Annotated in this window: 12 protein-coding genes; 4 read left to right on the forward strand and 8 right to left on the reverse strand. The window is 71.9% G+C overall.

What is annotated here, in order from left to right; translation table 11 throughout:
- Window positions 1-21: 21 nt before the first annotated feature.
- The 3 genes from ACSUPV_RS18475 to ACSUPV_RS18485 form a co-directional block, all read right to left on the reverse strand.
- Complete coding sequence (locus ACSUPV_RS18475) at window positions 22-981, reverse strand: SRPBCC domain-containing protein (protein ID WP_359785352.1); 960 nt, start codon at window positions 979-981, stop codon at window positions 22-24.
- Window positions 982-1,112: 131 nt separating this feature from the next.
- Window positions 1,113-2,768: a polyamine aminopropyltransferase gene (locus tag ACSUPV_RS18480; protein ID WP_382613840.1), complete on the reverse strand. Its 1,656-nt coding sequence runs from the start codon at window positions 2,766-2,768 to the stop codon at window positions 1,113-1,115.
- A 136-nt stretch (window positions 2,769-2,904) separates the two neighbouring features.
- Window positions 2,905-3,432, reverse strand: a complete 528-nt coding sequence (locus ACSUPV_RS18485) for a DUF2617 family protein (protein WP_382613837.1) — start codon at window positions 3,430-3,432, stop codon at window positions 2,905-2,907.
- Between the two features lie 967 nt (window positions 3,433-4,399).
- Here ACSUPV_RS18485 and ACSUPV_RS18490 point away from each other — a divergent pair.
- On the forward strand, window positions 4,400-5,668 hold the full coding sequence (locus ACSUPV_RS18490; protein WP_436947839.1) for a pyridoxal phosphate-dependent aminotransferase: 1,269 nt from the start codon (window positions 4,400-4,402) through the stop codon (window positions 5,666-5,668).
- Here ACSUPV_RS18490 and ACSUPV_RS18495 read toward each other — a convergent pair.
- On the reverse strand, window positions 5,623-6,207 hold the full coding sequence (locus tag ACSUPV_RS18495; protein WP_436947840.1) for a hypothetical protein: 585 nt from the start codon (window positions 6,205-6,207) through the stop codon (window positions 5,623-5,625). The two genes, ACSUPV_RS18490 and ACSUPV_RS18495, sit on opposite strands and share 46 nt — an antisense overlap.
- Window positions 6,208-6,664: 457 nt before the next feature.
- Window positions 6,665-7,192 (reverse strand): YbjN domain-containing protein, encoded by a 528-nt coding sequence (locus ACSUPV_RS18500; protein ID WP_037765125.1) that lies wholly within the window; start codon window positions 7,190-7,192, stop codon window positions 6,665-6,667.
- Between the two features lie 165 nt (window positions 7,193-7,357).
- Here ACSUPV_RS18500 and ACSUPV_RS18505 point away from each other — a divergent pair, with 165 nt between their 5' ends.
- Window positions 7,358-7,831, forward strand: a complete 474-nt coding sequence (locus ACSUPV_RS18505; RefSeq protein WP_382613829.1) for a hypothetical protein — start codon at window positions 7,358-7,360, stop codon at window positions 7,829-7,831.
- Between the two features lie 19 nt (window positions 7,832-7,850).
- Here the strand turns inward: ACSUPV_RS18505 and clpB are convergent, their stop codons facing one another.
- Together clpB and ACSUPV_RS18515 are read right to left on the reverse strand one after the other, a co-directional pair.
- A complete protein-coding gene (gene clpB, locus ACSUPV_RS18510; RefSeq protein WP_436947841.1) occupies window positions 7,851-10,448 on the reverse strand; it encodes an ATP-dependent chaperone ClpB in 2,598 nt (865 codons plus the stop codon).
- A 377-nt stretch (window positions 10,449-10,825) separates the two neighbouring features.
- Window positions 10,826-11,161 carry a hypothetical protein gene (locus ACSUPV_RS18515; RefSeq protein WP_037765134.1) on the reverse strand — a complete coding sequence of 112 codons (336 nt, stop codon included), beginning with the start codon at window positions 11,159-11,161 and terminating at the stop codon, window positions 10,826-10,828.
- Window positions 11,162-11,528: 367 nt separating this feature from the next.
- Between ACSUPV_RS18515 and ACSUPV_RS18520 the strand changes: the two genes are divergently transcribed.
- Both ACSUPV_RS18520 and ACSUPV_RS18525 read left to right on the forward strand, forming a co-directional pair.
- Window positions 11,529-12,491, forward strand: coding sequence for a hypothetical protein (locus ACSUPV_RS18520; RefSeq protein ID WP_037765137.1), 963 nt, complete (start codon window positions 11,529-11,531; stop codon window positions 12,489-12,491).
- Window positions 12,488-13,477 carry a helix-turn-helix transcriptional regulator gene (locus ACSUPV_RS18525; RefSeq protein WP_031116072.1) on the forward strand — a complete coding sequence of 330 codons (990 nt, stop codon included), beginning with the start codon at window positions 12,488-12,490 and terminating at the stop codon, window positions 13,475-13,477. Before ACSUPV_RS18520 ends, ACSUPV_RS18525 begins: the two co-directional genes overlap by 4 nt.
- Here the strand turns inward: ACSUPV_RS18525 and ACSUPV_RS18530 are convergent.
- The gene (locus tag ACSUPV_RS18530; protein ID WP_436947842.1) at window positions 13,440-14,477 is read right to left on the reverse strand and encodes a LuxR C-terminal-related transcriptional regulator; all 1,038 of its coding nucleotides are present in this window, start codon (window positions 14,475-14,477) and stop codon (window positions 13,440-13,442) included. The genes ACSUPV_RS18525 and ACSUPV_RS18530 overlap by 38 nt on opposite strands.
- Window positions 14,478-14,601 lie beyond the last annotated feature (124 nt).

Here is a 14,601-nt window from a genome sequence, read left to right on the forward strand (position 1 = left end):
CGCGGCGTCCGTGGGCGGCCTTCAGCGGCGTCTGCGCAGCGCCCGGACCGCCACGATGGCCGATGCCAGGGCCAGGGCCGCGGCGGGGGCGGCCCAACGCAGCGGGGCTGGCGGTGACACCGTCTGGGGCGCGGGGACGGGGGCGTAGCGACCGCGCGGCGGGGCGTGATCCACCTCCTCGGCGCTGCGCCCGATCATCGTCCGCCGCGCGTGCGCCGCCTCGGCGACGCCCTCGGTGTCCTCGTCGTCCTCGTCGTCCTCCCCCGCGGGTTCGAGGGACGAGGGCGGGACCTCGGCACCGAAGACGGAGGCGGACGCGGAGGCGGATTCGTCGGCGGAGCCCGGAGGTTCCTCGGTGAGCCCCGGCTCGGGAGCGTCGTCGCCGCGAGCGGAGGGCTCGTCCTGGGGCGCTGGGCCGGAGGCCTCCGCCGAGCCGCCCTCCGGCCGCGTGGGAGCGGAAGGCGGAGGCGGGGGCGCGTCGTCGGCGTCCGGGGTGGTCTCGTGGTCCGTCGTGGCCCGGGGTTCGAAGTCCTGGGTGGCGAGGGGCGCGGTCGGGTCCGGCGCGGCCGTGGCCAGGTGCTCCGCGAAACGGTTCAGCAGCCGGGTGACGGCGCCCTCCACCGCGTCCGGAGGGAGGTCGGTGATGCGCCCCTTCGCCGAGGCCGTGCCGTCGAACGCCACGGTGCAGCCGTCGTCCGCCTCCCGCAGGGCGATCCGCAGCGCGAGCGTGACCGAGCCGCTGCCGCGCGACTCCTCCGCCTCGCCCTCGGCGGCGTACGCCCCGTCGTCCCGCCGGGAGAGCCGTACCGCTCCCCGGTACGTGACGGAGTGGCTGCCGACCCGGATCTTCAGCCGCCCGGCGACGGGCTCGGCGCCGGCGTCCTGCTGGAGCCCGGGAACCGCCCGGGCGACCCGCGCGGGGTCGTCCAGCACCTCCCTGAGCCGCTCGGCCGGAACCGGAACGAACACCTCGTGCTCCATGTCGACGGACTCTACCCAGCACAGCCCGAAACGCACCCCCGCCTGAGGGATTCACGCCCGATCCGCCCCCACCAGGCGTATCCTCCCGGCCCGGCCGGACGGGCCCCGTCCGCTCCGACCGCTCCGACCGCTCAGTAGCGCGGATGCACCAGCGTCGACGCCGGCAGCCCCGCGATCCGTGTCTCCCGCGCCGCCCGCGCGCCCGCCGCGAGGGACGCGTCCGTGAGGACGCGGGGGCGCGGGCCGTTCGGGTCGAGGCGCGGCCGCGGCTCGGTGCGGGCGGCCAGGACGAAACCCCAGTCCCGGGGCGCGTGGGAGCGGTCGGCGGGCGTGCGGTCGGGCCCGACGGCGAAACCGGCGTGCCGCACGCCCGTGCCGTACGGGGCGGTGCGGAAGCCGGCCGCGCGCACCGTCGCCTCCACCGTCCAGTACACGCGGGGGCTGGACGCGACCGGCCCGGCGTGCACCACGAGCCGTCCGCCGGGGGCCAGCACGCGCCGCGCGAGGCCGTAGAACTCCTGCGAGTACAGCTTCGTGCTCGCCGTGATGCCCGGGTCCGGCAGGTCCGAGACGACCACGTCGTACGTCGCGGGGGGCGCCGAGCGGAGCCAGCCGAAGGCGTCCCCGGTGGTCACGTGCGCGCGGGGGTCGCCGAACGCGTGCTCGTTCAGCGCGGACAGGGACGGGTCGGTGCGGGCCAGCCGGACCACCTCGGCGTCGAGTTCGACGACGTCGACCCGGTGCACTCCGGGGTGGCGCAGCACCTCGCGGGCCGCGAGGCCGTCGCCGCCGCCGAGGATGAGCACGCGCGCGTGCGGCCCGTTCATCGCGGGGTGGACGAGGGCCTCGTGGTAGCGCAGCTCGTCGCGTCCGCTGACCCGCAGCCGACCGTCGAGGAACAGGTCGAGGGGACGGCCGGGCGTGCCGCCGGTGAGGACCACTTCCTGCACGCCGGACTGGAGCGCCACCCGCACGTCCTCTCCGTACACCGCGTGCCGGGCGGCCCGTTCGAAGTCGTCGACGAGGACGGCGGCCGAGGCGAGGATCGCGAGCACGAGGGCGTTGGCGAGCAGCAGCAGCCGGCGGGCGCGCCGGGTGAGGTCGCGGCGGAACAGGCCGAGCACCAGCGCGCCGCCGACGACCGCGTTGACAGCGCCGGTGAGCAGCGCGCCGGTCAGCTGCCCGAGGAACGACAGGAGCAGGAAGGGGAAGGCGAGGCCGCCGACGAGGGCGCCGACGTAGTCCGCGGCGAACAGGTCGGCCACGGCGCCGCCCGCGTCCTCGCGGCGGATGCGCTGGATCAGTTCCATCAGCAGCGGAATCTCGGCGCCGATGAGCAGCCCGGTCACGAGGGAGAACGCGACGAGCAGGCAGCGCGGTCCGCTGGCCCACATCCCGCCCCAGTCGCCGGTCCAGGCGAAGACGGCGTACAGGGCCATCGCGCTGCACCCGCCGACGAGGGCGAGGGTGGCCTCGACGGCGCCGAAGCCGGCCGCGGCGAGCCCGCGCAGCCGCTTCGCGGCGAGGGAGCCGATGCCCATGGCGAAGACCATGACGGAGAGCACGACGGACGCCTGGGCGACCGAGTCGCCCATCAAGTACGAGGCGAACGCGACGAGTTCCAGTTCGTAAACGAGTCCGCAGGCCGCGCAGACGAAGACGCCCGCAAGGACCAGGAACCGTCCGGTGCCCGGCCGGACGGGCAGCCGCGCCGGGCCGCCGGGACCGTCCGGGGCGCTCCAGGGCGGCGGGGAACCGGGCGGGGCGGGCACGTGCGGCTCGATCACCCTGCGACGTTACGTCACGTCTGCGCTGCGGTCCGTCACCCACACGTGTGGTGCTGGTTTACAGAGGACGGATATCGGTACGAGAAGGGGTTCGGCGGCAGAGCCCGGTCGGTCGGGCTCCGTCCGGCCCGCTCGGTCAGGACGCGGTGACCGCCGCTGGAACCCGAACGCCCACTCTGGTACGGGTCGCCACCAACTGGCCGTCCTGCGGGTACGCGTGCCAGGTCCGCCAGTGCACCTGCCCCTCGTGGTGCTGGGCCAGCAGCGCCGTGAAGGCGTGCGGGCTGCCGGGGAAGACGCCGGCGAGGCCGTGCGGGTGGTCGGCGACGAGGGCGAGCAACTCCTGGGCGCGGCCCGCGAAGGAGCCGGGCGAGAGGACCTCGACCCGGGCCGCGAACTCGTACTCCCAGTCGCCCACCCGCTTGGCGACGCCGAGCGGAAGCGGAGTGCTGCTGCCCGGAATGCACGCCACCGTCTCCGAGCAGACGCCCCGCTCCTCCTCCAGCAGCACCTGGTGGGACGCGCCGAGGAGTCGCAACTGCAGTTTGCTGCCCGTCAGTTCGAGGTCGAGCGTGGCCAGGGCGGGAAGCGGCTCGCGCCCCAGGGCCCAGGCGAGGTCGGCCGCGCGCGTGTCGCTGTAGGAGGTGTTCAGGGTCGTGAGCATGGATCGGCTCCGCAAGCACACAAAGGAGAGGGAGATGGGTCCGCTGCGCCCCGGTCGCACCGGGGGATTGTCGGCCCGGGTCAGACCGGTCGGCCGGTTTCAGGAAGGTGTCCGCGGGACGTCCGAGAGGCTGCGTTGGTGAGAGGGAATCATGAACTGTGGCGCTGCCACAGCGTTTTTACCCAAGTTCGTACGGCTTCCACCCCTCAGAGGGCTCCACTGCTCAACTGTTCAACCACGGCGTGCGCCGGTGCCGGGGTGGCGTGCGCCGGTGCGCCGTGGCGCGCACCCACCGACCGGGACGGACCGGCGCCCGGCATTCCGCCTGACCACCGAAGTGGCCCTGTGACGCCCACAGTTGCCGGAGTCACCTCCGGACGCGCCACCCCCTGGGCGCAGTTGTCCTACAGGCATGAGAAGTTGCCTGAATCCACGTAACGTCACCGGACAGAGGTTCGGCACATCCGCCGGTCGAGAACTCCGGCCCGACACGGGAACGCGGGGCCCGCCCCAGGTGCGGACCCCGCGCTCGCGCTCGCGCTCGGTGGATGCGGCTCCCCCGTCGTGAGGGCCGGCCGGTGTAGCGGTCAGCTGCCTCCGCCGCCGCATCCGCCCCCGCCTCCACCGCAGGACGAGCCGCCCCCGCAGGAGTGCCCGCCGGACGAGCCGGAGTCTCCCCCGCCGGCCCACCAGCTGCCGCCGCTGTCGTGACGACCGGAACCGGTGGACGCCCACGCCCCGCGACGCGTCGTCCGCCCGGATCCGCCCCTGCGGGCCTTGGACACGAGCGCCCCGATCAAGACGACTCCGATCACCGCCAGGATGATGCCGACGACCATGGCGTCACCCTCCTTCCGTTTCCCCCGAAGCGGCCCCCCGTGGGCGCCTCGCACTTGCGTGAACCGGTGATGCCCGGCCCTCGAACGCGCCAAAGCAGAGTTGAGGAACTCCAGAGCTTCGGCGCAGGATGACCGGCATGACCTCCAGCGCGCGCCCCCTCCTCAACCGTCGGCTCGCCGAGTTCGGGACGACGATCTTCGCCGAGATGTCGGCCCTGGCGCTGAGCACCGGCGCCATCAACCTCGGGCAGGGCTTCCCCGACACCGACGGCCCCGAGGAGGTCAGGGAGGCGGCCGTGCGGGCGCTGCGGGACGGCCGTGGCAACCAGTACCCGCCCGGCCCCGGCATCCCCGAGCTGCGCACCGCGGTCGCCGCCCACCAGCAGCGGCGCTACAGCCTGTCCTTCGACCCCGACACGGAGGTCCTGGTCACCGCCGGGGCCACGGAGGCGATCGCCGCCGCGCTGCTGGCCCTGCTGGAACCCGGCGACGAGGTGATCGCCTTCGAGCCGTACTACGACTCGTACGCGGCGTGCATCGCGATAGCGGGCGGACGCCGGGTGCCGGTGACGCTGCGCGCGGACGAGGGCGCGGGCCACTTCCGCCTCGACCTCGACGAGCTGCGCGACGCCGTCACCGACCGCACCCGCCTGCTGCTGATCAACACCCCGCACAACCCGACCGGCACGGTCCTCACCCGCGCGGAGCTGGCCGCGATCGCCGAGCTGGCGGTGGAGCGGGACCTGCTCGTGGTGACGGACGAGGTGTACGAGCACCTGGTCTTCGACGACGCCGAGCACGTGCCGCTGGCGACGTTCCCGGGGATGCGCGAGCGCACCGTGACGATCGGCTCGGCCGGCAAGACCTACTCGTTCACCGGCTGGAAGGTCGGCTGGGTGACGGCGTCCCCGGAGCTGGTCACGGCGGTCCGCTCGGCGAAGCAGTACCTGACGTACGTCTCGGCGGGCCCGTTCCAGTACGCGGTCGCGGAGGCACTGGCGCTGCCCGAGTCGTACTTCACCGCGTTCCGCGACGACATGCTGGCCAAGCGGGACCTGCTGTCGGCGGGCCTGGAGGAGGCGGGCTTCCGGGTCTTCCGCCCGTCGGGCACGTACTTCGTCACCACCGACATCCGCCCCCTCGGCGAAACGGACGGCTTCACCTTCTGCCGCGCCCTGCCCGAACGCGCCGGCGTCGTCGCCATCCCGAACGCGGTCTTCTACGACCACCGCGAGGAGGGCGCACCGTTCGTACGGTTCGCGTTCTGCAAGCGGACGGAGGTCCTTCAGGAGGCCGCGAAGCGACTCGGGGCGGCCTTCCAGACGCGTTCGGGCCGTCCCCGCCCCGTCGGTCAGGGTGGCCCAGTGCGCTCGACGCGGTCGCGCCGTACCGCGTAGGCGGCCGGACCGGCCTTGCCCACTGCCCGATCTCCCCGGCCTCCCAGAGGTCGGTGATGGCCCTGACCGGGACCCGATTGGCGGCCACGACGGGAGTTCCGTGACCGAACCTCGGGTCGATCACGACGGGTACGGAGTCCGGGTACTGCCTGAGTCGCAGGCTGGATGGGCGTCTGACCGTCCCGCGCCCTGCACAGGTCGCCGAGGCCGGGCTCGACGAAGATGTCCACACCGTCCGTCGCGATCCGCTCCGACACGAGTCCGTACGGAGTGGCGAAGGCGTCCCGTACGGCGGCCGCCGCTTCCCTGATCTCGCTCGTCCGCAGTCCCAGGGAGCGCAGGGAACGGAGCACATGGGCCTCGGCCACCGCGATGAACGGCACCGAGGGCTGTCCCTTCCGCAGTGGCTCGATCCGGTGGACCAGGGGCGCCCCGGCAGCCCTGCCCTTCAGCCACGAGTGGAGCGTCGACTGCGGAATCTCCAGGTAGGAGGCTGTTTCCGTGGGAGTCAGCAGTCCGTCCCTGAACCTGTCGACCATGCCCCACCCACGGGGTCAGCCGGCCGCACGCAGGTTCTCCGCACCCATGCGCTCTCGGCAGCTCCGGCAGTGTCCGGGCTCCGGGGCGCGGAAGGCACGCTCACAGCCGTCGCAGGTCTGGAAGGGCAGTACGGCGGGGTGCTCGGCGATCGTGGGCGGCGGGGGTGGGGGCGGCGTCGGCAGCGGCGTTTCCCGGAGCCGGAAGGCGAGGACGCTCGCGGGTCGGGCCCTCCCGGTTCTTTCAGGAGGTCAGCGGCCGACCGGCCCCTCGCGGACAAGGGTCCGGCGAGTCCGGAAGACGGACGGCGGCCGGGAACCGGCTGCCTCGGATGCGGCGCCTCCGGCCTTCAACTCGCCTTCGAGAGCGGCCCACCTCGCCCGCGAACAAGCAAACGGCGCGTACAGCACGCACCCGTTCGTACGCGCCGACGCGCCGTGAGAGGCCCGCTCGGGGGCCCTACTCGTCGTCCTCGGGCTTCTCCGCCTCGTTGATCTCCTGCTCCAGGCCGAGCTGCTCGACGAGCCACTTGTCGAACTCGATCGCGGCGCGCACCCAGCTGACCGTCGAGGAGACGAAGTGCTCCAGGCTCACGCCCATGCCGATCAGCATCTGGGCCTCGCCGATCAGGCGGACCGTGCCGTCGTCGTGGGTGTGGCTGTAGACCTTGGGCCACAGGGTGCGGCGGTTCCAGTCGTCGATGGACTCCAGGATCTGCGGCTTGGCCTCGATCTCGTGGGGCCGGTCGTAGAACGTCCGCACGGAGAAGACCTGCTGGTCTCCCTCTCCACGGAACATGAAGTAGGTGCGGAACTGCTCCCACGGCGCCGCGAGGTCTCCCTCGTCGTCGACGACGTACTTGAGCTCCATCTGGTCGAGGAGCTGCTTCACGAGGTCCTGATCCGGGACGACGGGGCCCGCCGGTCCTTGCGGCTGCGGCTCGGGCTGGCCCCCGAAGTTCGGAATCGAGGACGGGTCGATGGTCACCGTGAATTTCCCTTCGTACGGATTCCGCCATCCTCCCCCATGCGGGGAGGGGGGTGGCAAGCCCCGACAGGCCCTGTCAGCCCACGGCTGACACGATCCGGTCAACCGCAACCTCCGGGTGCCGGAACCCGTCTCCCCCAAGGGTGGACGAAGGGGGCGGCGGCCATGGCGGCGACGGGCCGGGGGCATACCCGGTGGGGGCTGATCCTGCCGTTTCTGGCAGTACCGGTGCTCCTCCTCGGGTTCCTCGTCATCGGCCTTTTCATGTGGGGCCAGACGGACGAGGACGACACGCGCGGGGGAGGCACGGTGACGGTGCCCTGCGCCGAGGCGCTGGCCTTCGGCGGGGCCGCGCGTCCCGGGGGCGCGGAGGTCGGCCACTGCGCCGTGCAGCGGGGCATCGACACCGCGTACACGGCGGTGCTGCGGATGCCGCCTGCGGACGTGCGCGACTGGCTGCGCGCCACGTACCCGGACGCCCCCGAGGCCCGTACGGGTGGTTCCTGTGCGGCGCTCTGTCTGGATGTGACCCACGAGGACGGCATGCCCGGCGCGGCGGAGGCGCACGTGGTGCAGGTGAGGGTGGAGTACGTGAACGCCGAGACGGCGCGGGTGCGCTTCTCGGCGTTCACGATGTGACGCCAGGGACCCGGGCCGCCTACAGCGTCTTGGCCGTGGCCGGGCCCACCAGGAGCCCGTCCTCGAAGCGGTCCACCCGGACCGTGTCGCCGTCCTTGATCTCCCCGGAGAGGATCTCCTTGGCGAGGCGGTCGCCGATGGCCGTCTGGACGAGGCGCCGCAGCGGCCGGGCCCCGTAGGCCGGGTCCAGGCCCTCCTCCGCGAGCCAGGCCAGGGCCTGAGGCGTGATGTCGAGGGTGAGGCGCCGCTCGGCGAGGCGCTTGGCCAGGCGGTCGATCTGGAGCTTCGCGATGCGCTCCAGCTCGGGCTTGGTCAGCGCGGCGAAGACGACCAGGTCGTCCAGGCGGTTGAGGAACTCCGGCTTGAACGAGGTCCGCACCACCTCCAGGACCTGCTCCTTCTTCTCCTCCTCGCTGGTGATCGGGTCGACCAGGAACTGGCTGCCCAGGTTCGACGTCAGGACGAGGATGGTGTTGCGGAAGTCGACCGTGCGGCCCTGGCCGTCCGTGAGGCGCCCGTCGTCCAGCACCTGGAGCAGGATGTCGAAGACCTCGGGGTGGGCCTTCTCCACCTCGTCCAGCAGGACGACGGAGTACGGCCGCCTGCGCACGGCCTCGGTGAGCTGGCCGCCCTCCTCGTAGCCGACGTATCCGGGCGGGGCGCCGACCAGCCGGGCCACGCTGTGCTTCTCGCTGTACTCCGACATGTCGATACGGACCATCGCCCGCTCGTCGTCGAAGAGGAAGTCGGCGAGGGCCTTGGCGAGTTCGGTCTTGCCGACGCCGGTCGGGCCGAGGAAGAGGAAGGAGCCGGTGGGGCGGTCGGGGTCGGCGATCCCGGCGCGGCTGCGGCGTACGGCGTCGGACACCGCGCGCACCGCCTCGGTCTGGCCGATGAGCCGCTTGCCCAGCTCGTCCTCCATGCGCAGCAGCTTCTGTGTCTCGCCCTCCATCAGGCGCCCGGCGGGGATACCGGTCCAGGAGGCGACGACGTCGGCGATGTCGTCGGCGCCGACCTCCTCCTTGACCATGGTGTCCTTGGCTACCTCCTCCTCGGCCTCGGAGGCGGCCTCCAACTCCTTCTCCAGCGCCGGGATCTCGCCGTAGAGCAGCTTGGAGGCGGTGTCGAAGTCGCCGTCGCGCTGGGCGCGTTCGGCCTGACCGCGGAGTTCGTCGAGGCGTTCCTTCAGCTCGCCGACGCGGTTGAGGGACTGCTTCTCCTTCTCCCAGCGGGCGGTGAGGCCGCGCAGCTCCTCCTCCTTGTCGGCGAGGTCGCGGCGCAGCTTCTCCAGGCGCTCGCGGGAGGCGGCGTCGGTCTCCTTGCCGATCGCCAGCTCCTCCATCTTCAGCCGGTCGACGGCGCGCTGGAGTTCGTCGATCTCGACGGGCGAGGAGTCGATCTCCATGCGCAGGCGCGAGGCCGCCTCGTCGACCAGGTCGATCGCCTTGTCGGGCAGGAAGCGGGAGGTGATGTACCGGTCGGAGAGGGACGCGGCGGCGACGAGCGCGCTGTCCGCGATCTGCACCTTGTGGTGGGCCTCGTAGCGGCCCTTGAGTCCGCGCAGGATCGCGATGGAGTCCTCGACGGTCGGTTCGGCGACCAGCACCTGCTGGAAGCGCCGCTCCAGCGCGGGGTCCTTCTCGATCCGCTCGCGGTACTCGTCGAGGGTCGTGGCGCCGACCATGCGCAGCTCGCCGCGGGCCAGCATCGGCTTGAGCATGTTGCCGGCGTCCATGGCGGAGTCGCCGCCGGCCCCGGCGCCGACGACGGTGTGCAGCTCGTCGATGAAGGTGATGATCTGTCCGTCGGAGTCCTTGATCTCGGCCAGGACGGTCTTCAGGCGCTCCTCGAACTCGCCGCGGTACTTGGCGCCCGCGACCATCGCGCCGAGGTCGAGCGCGACGAGCCGCTTGTCCTTCAGCGACTCGGGCACGTCGCCCTTGACGATCCGCTGGGCGAGCCCCTCGACGACGGCGGTCTTGCCGACGCCGGGCTCGCCGATCAGCACGGGGTTGTTCTTGGTGCGCCGCGACAGCACCTGCACGACGCGGCGGATCTCCTGGTCCCGGCCGATGACGGGGTCGAGCTTCCCGTCCCGGGCGGCGGCGGTGAAGTCGGTCCCGAACTTCTCCAGGGCCTTGTACTGGCCCTCGGGGTCCGCCGTCGTCACCCGGCGCTGGCCCCGGGTCTTCTGGAAGGCGGCCTGGAGCTTCTTGGCGTCGGCGCTCTGCTGGGACAGCACCTCGCCGGCCGCGCCGCCCTTCGCGGCGATGCCGATGAGCAGGTGTTCCGTGGAGAGGTACTCGTCGCCGAGGTCCTTGGCGCGGGCCTGCGCGTCGGCGACGACGGCGAGCATCTCGCGGTTGGGCTGGGGCGGCGCGACGGTCGACCCGGTCACGCTGGGCAGCCCGGCGAGCACGCGCTCGGCGCCGGAGCGCACGGCGGCCTGGTCGGCGTCGACCGCGGCGAGCAGGTCGGTGATGTTCTCGTTGTCCTGCCCCTGGAGCAGTGCGAGGAGCAGGTGGGCGGGGGTGAGGTCGGGGTGCCCCTCGGTCACGGCCCGGTTGCTGGCAGCGTTGATCGCGTCCCGACTCCGGTTGGTCAGCTCGGCGTCCACGTTCGCGTTCTCCTCCTTGCACTGACCCGAACGACTTACACAAAGTTGAGTCTACTGCACTCAAGGACGCGCCGGGAGCCCGGACGGTACTCCGCACGTGGTACCCCCGTCCGGTTCACATACGATCCCCGCGGCCCGGCTCGCTCGCCGCCGAACCCGGCGCGCGCGGTCATCGAGAGGGAGCTGACGCGCACGATGGGGCGCGGTTGAGGGAAGTGAAAATCCACACCGGTGATCGACTGGTTCCAGCCACCGGGGAACTGGGCGGATACCCGGAAATGTCCCCACAAACTGCAGCGGCGTCACCGTGTTCAGGTCACGGTGACGCCGCTGCGGGGGGAAGCACCTGAGCGATCTGTTACGACGGGGGAATCGCGTCAGGCACTGCGGGGGGTGGCAGAGATGGTCCTCGGGGCAGGGGAGTCGGCCTCCACCTGCTGATGGTCCCTTTGGTCCAGGTTCACGAAGATCATTCCGTACCGTACGGCACATCGCACTGGCTGCGGCGCCCCCCGAGGCCGCCGCAGACACCGGTACGCCCGTACGTCTCCGTCCTCGTCCCGCGTGACGACGACCGGCTCTCCGAACACGGTCACCATCAGCGAGTCACCGCTGTGGGGGATGGCGGTGACCAGGTCGATGAAGTGCCAGCCGGAGCGGTAGGCGGTCGCCATTTCACGGCGGAAGGAGCGGTCGTCGGGTGGAGTGGTCACGGTCAGCTCCCGGATCCGGCTGCCCCGGAGCTCGGCCAGCTGGTGTTGTTGATGCCGCTGCTGGTCTGAGCCACCGACGGCCAGCTGGTGTTCGCCCGAACATCGCTCTTCGCTTCGGAGAAGCCGCTCAGTACGCCGAGGGCTGCAACGGCGGAGAAGGCGGCGACAAGCACCGAGCGAAGCATTCTGTTCCGCATAGTCGGCTTCGTCCTCACTTGAAGGTCCCCTTTTCCCCCGTCGAGTACGACGATGGCTCATTCGGGCACGTCATGGCCACACAATCGATGCATCATGTTCCTGCATGTTCAGGACCCTGGGGGGTGGAGATTTGGCAACGAATCCGGCAAGAGGGACACATCCCCATGCGATGACCGAGTGGTGCGAGGAGGGCAGCCGTCTGTATGCCTCCGCTCTGCGCACCGGGCGCATCGCTCGCGCGGAAGTGGAGCCGGCCCCTTGCCTGGTGGAGTTCGCCCTCCTCCACCCCGATCCGGACGATCCCAACTGGCTGCGCCCCGTGCCCCCGGTCGTCGCCCTGTCCCGGCAGCTCAGCCCGCTGGAGAACGAGATCGCCGAGCGCAGGCGCCTGGCCATCAGTCTCGCGGAGACCTTCCAGCCCTTCATGGCCATGGGTACCCACACGGCCACGAGTGACTCCATCACCGTGCTGGAGGGCGGCGAGCGGATCAACGCCGCACTCAACATGGCGACGGCCCAGTGCAGGACCGAGGTGCTCACGCTCCAGCCGAGCGACCGTATGTCGGAACGCAGCCTTCTGAGAGGGCTGGAACGCGACAAGCCGCTCATCGAACGAGGTGTGCGGATCCGGACGGTGTATCAGCACACCGCCCGCTACAACCCGGAGCAACTGGCCTACGCGGCGCGGCTCTCCGACGGCAAGGCGGAGTACCGCACCATAGACGAGCTGGTGGAGCGCCTGATCATCTGCGACGAGACCGTCGCCTTCATCCCCGCGCGCGACGACCAGCAGGTCGCCCTGGAACTGCGCCACCCCGGCCTCGTCCGCTACCTGATCAAACTCTTCGAGTACCTGTGGGACCGCGCCGTCCCGCTGAGCACCGGCACCCCGTACGAAGCGGCGTCCGGCGGCATCACGGAGATCCAGCACTCCATCGCCAAGCTCCTGGTCGAGGGCCACGTCGACGAAGCCATCGCACGCCGCCTGGGCATGAACGTGCGGACCTGCCGCGCCCACATCGCCAAGCTGGCCTCGGCCCTGGGCAGTGGCAGCCGGGCGCAACTCGGGTATCTCATAGCACGGTCGGAGATCCTGAAGCAGGACGACGGAACAGGAGGTAGTCCCGCGTGACGTCGGCGCCCCACCCGGAGCACGACGCGGACGAACTGTGCCCCGACGGCATGGCGCTGTACGAACGCGCCCTGCGCGAAGGGCACACGACCGTGGACGCCGCCCGCGCCGCACCCTGCCTGATCGGCTTCGGCCTGCTGCACCCCGCCGTCGACGACCTCCACCGGCTGGAGCCCGTGGCGCCGGCCGTCGCCCTCCACCGGCTGCTGCGGACCTCCGAGGAACGGATCGCGCGGGAGCGGCGGCGCGAGGAACAGCTGGCCGAGACCTTCGGGCCGCTGATGGCCGCGGAGGGACATCACCCGGCCGCGGACGCCACCCCGACGCTCAGGCTCCTCGACGGGAAGGAGCAGATCAACACGGCCATCACCGAGGCCATGGCGGACGCCTGCCGGGAACTGCTGACCGTCCAGCCACGCAGCGGGCTCCCCGGGGCACGGGTCGAGGCGGCCTATGCCCTCGCCACCCGCCGCGACCAGGCGCTGCTGGACCGCGGCGGCCGCATCCGCACCCTCTACCAGCACACCCTGCGCCACCACCCCACGACCGTGGCGCACCACGAACGGCTGAAGGGCGACATCGAGGCGCGTGCGCTGGACGAGATCACCGACCGGCTCATCATCGTCGACCGGGACGTGGCGTTCCTCCCCGCCGACGACAACGGCAGCCTCGCCCTGGAGATCCGGCACCCGGCCATCGTCGGGTACCTGGCCACCACGTTCGACCGCTTCTGGCGCCTCGCCACCCCGCTGTTCCCCGAAGCCGCCCCCCAGCCCTCCCACAACGGCATCACCCCCCGCCAACGCGCCATAGCCGCCCTCCTCGTCGAGGGCCACACCGACGCCGTCATCGCCGACCGGCTGGGCATGAACGTGCGCACGGCCCGCGTCCACATCGCCAAACTCGCCGCGACGCTGGGCAGCCAGAGCAGGGCCCAACTCGGCTACCTCATCGGGCAGTCCGGGATTCTCGGCGAGGAACGCTGAGGGGCGCGGCCACCTGGGGCGGCCCGTCGAGCCCCACCTGGGCGATGCGCACGCCCAGTTGGGTACGGCTCGCCGCCCCCAGCGTCTCCGACAGCCGCGCGATGTGCGCCCGGCACGTCCGTACGCTGATGCCCAGCCGTTCCGCGATCACGGCGTCCTGATGCCCCTCCGCGAGCAGGGCCGCGATCGACTGCTCCCGGTGCGAGATGCCCTCGATGCCGGTGTCGGGGAGCGGGGCCGTCAGGGGGATCGCGAGGCGCCACAGCCGCTCGAAGACCGTGACCAGGTACTCGACGATCGCGGGGTGCCGCAGCTCCAGCGCCATCGTGCGGTCGGTGTTGGCGGGGATGAAGGCCACCGTCCGGTCGAACAGGATCAGCCGGTCGATGACCTCGTCCAGCGTGCGCGCCTCCACCGCGTCGCCCATCAGCTCCAGGTAGGTCAGCAACCCCTGCCCGTGCCGGGCGACGTGCGTGTACAGGTCCCGCATCCGCACGCCCCGGCCGCGCAGCGCCAGCGCCCGGTGCAGCCCCTCGGAGAGCTCCGCCTCGCGGCGGATGCCGCCCGGCTGCACCGTGAGCACCTCGGTGGTGCACGCCTGCGTCGCCTCGTCCATCGCGGCCTGGATCCGGGCGAGTCCGTCCAGGACCCGGATCGCCGGGCCCTCCGCGGCCGACGCGGCCGGCTGCACCTGGCGGCCCAGCCCGGCGTACCACTCGAAGGCGGCCACCACCGAACCCACCCGCCGCTGGCTCGCGCTGACCTCGTCGTACATCCCGCGCAGCAGCCGGGTCATGACCTCCTGCGGGGAGGTCGGCACCAGCCAGTCCATGTCATCCGGGTCCGGGTGCAGCAGGGCGAGTTCCAGCAGGCAGGGCACCGGCTCGGCGTCCCGGCGCGGCACACGGCCCCGCCGTACGGCCCGGGAGTACACGCGATCCCCGGCTTCGCACAGTCGGTCGGCACCGTGTGGATGCTCCTCCGCCCCGTGCCCGGCCATCGACCATCCCACCCCCGGTTTCGCCGTCCTTCGCAGCGCAACTATGCGCGGCCGGGACCTGCTCCGCAACACGGCTCCCCCGCACCCGCGTTCCTTTTTGAGCCGTTCGATCCCTGAATCCGCT

The organism is Streptomyces sp. SudanB52_2052, assembly GCF_964272415.1.
Lineage (GTDB): Bacteria > Actinomycetota > Actinomycetes > Streptomycetales > Streptomycetaceae > Streptomyces > Streptomyces olindensis.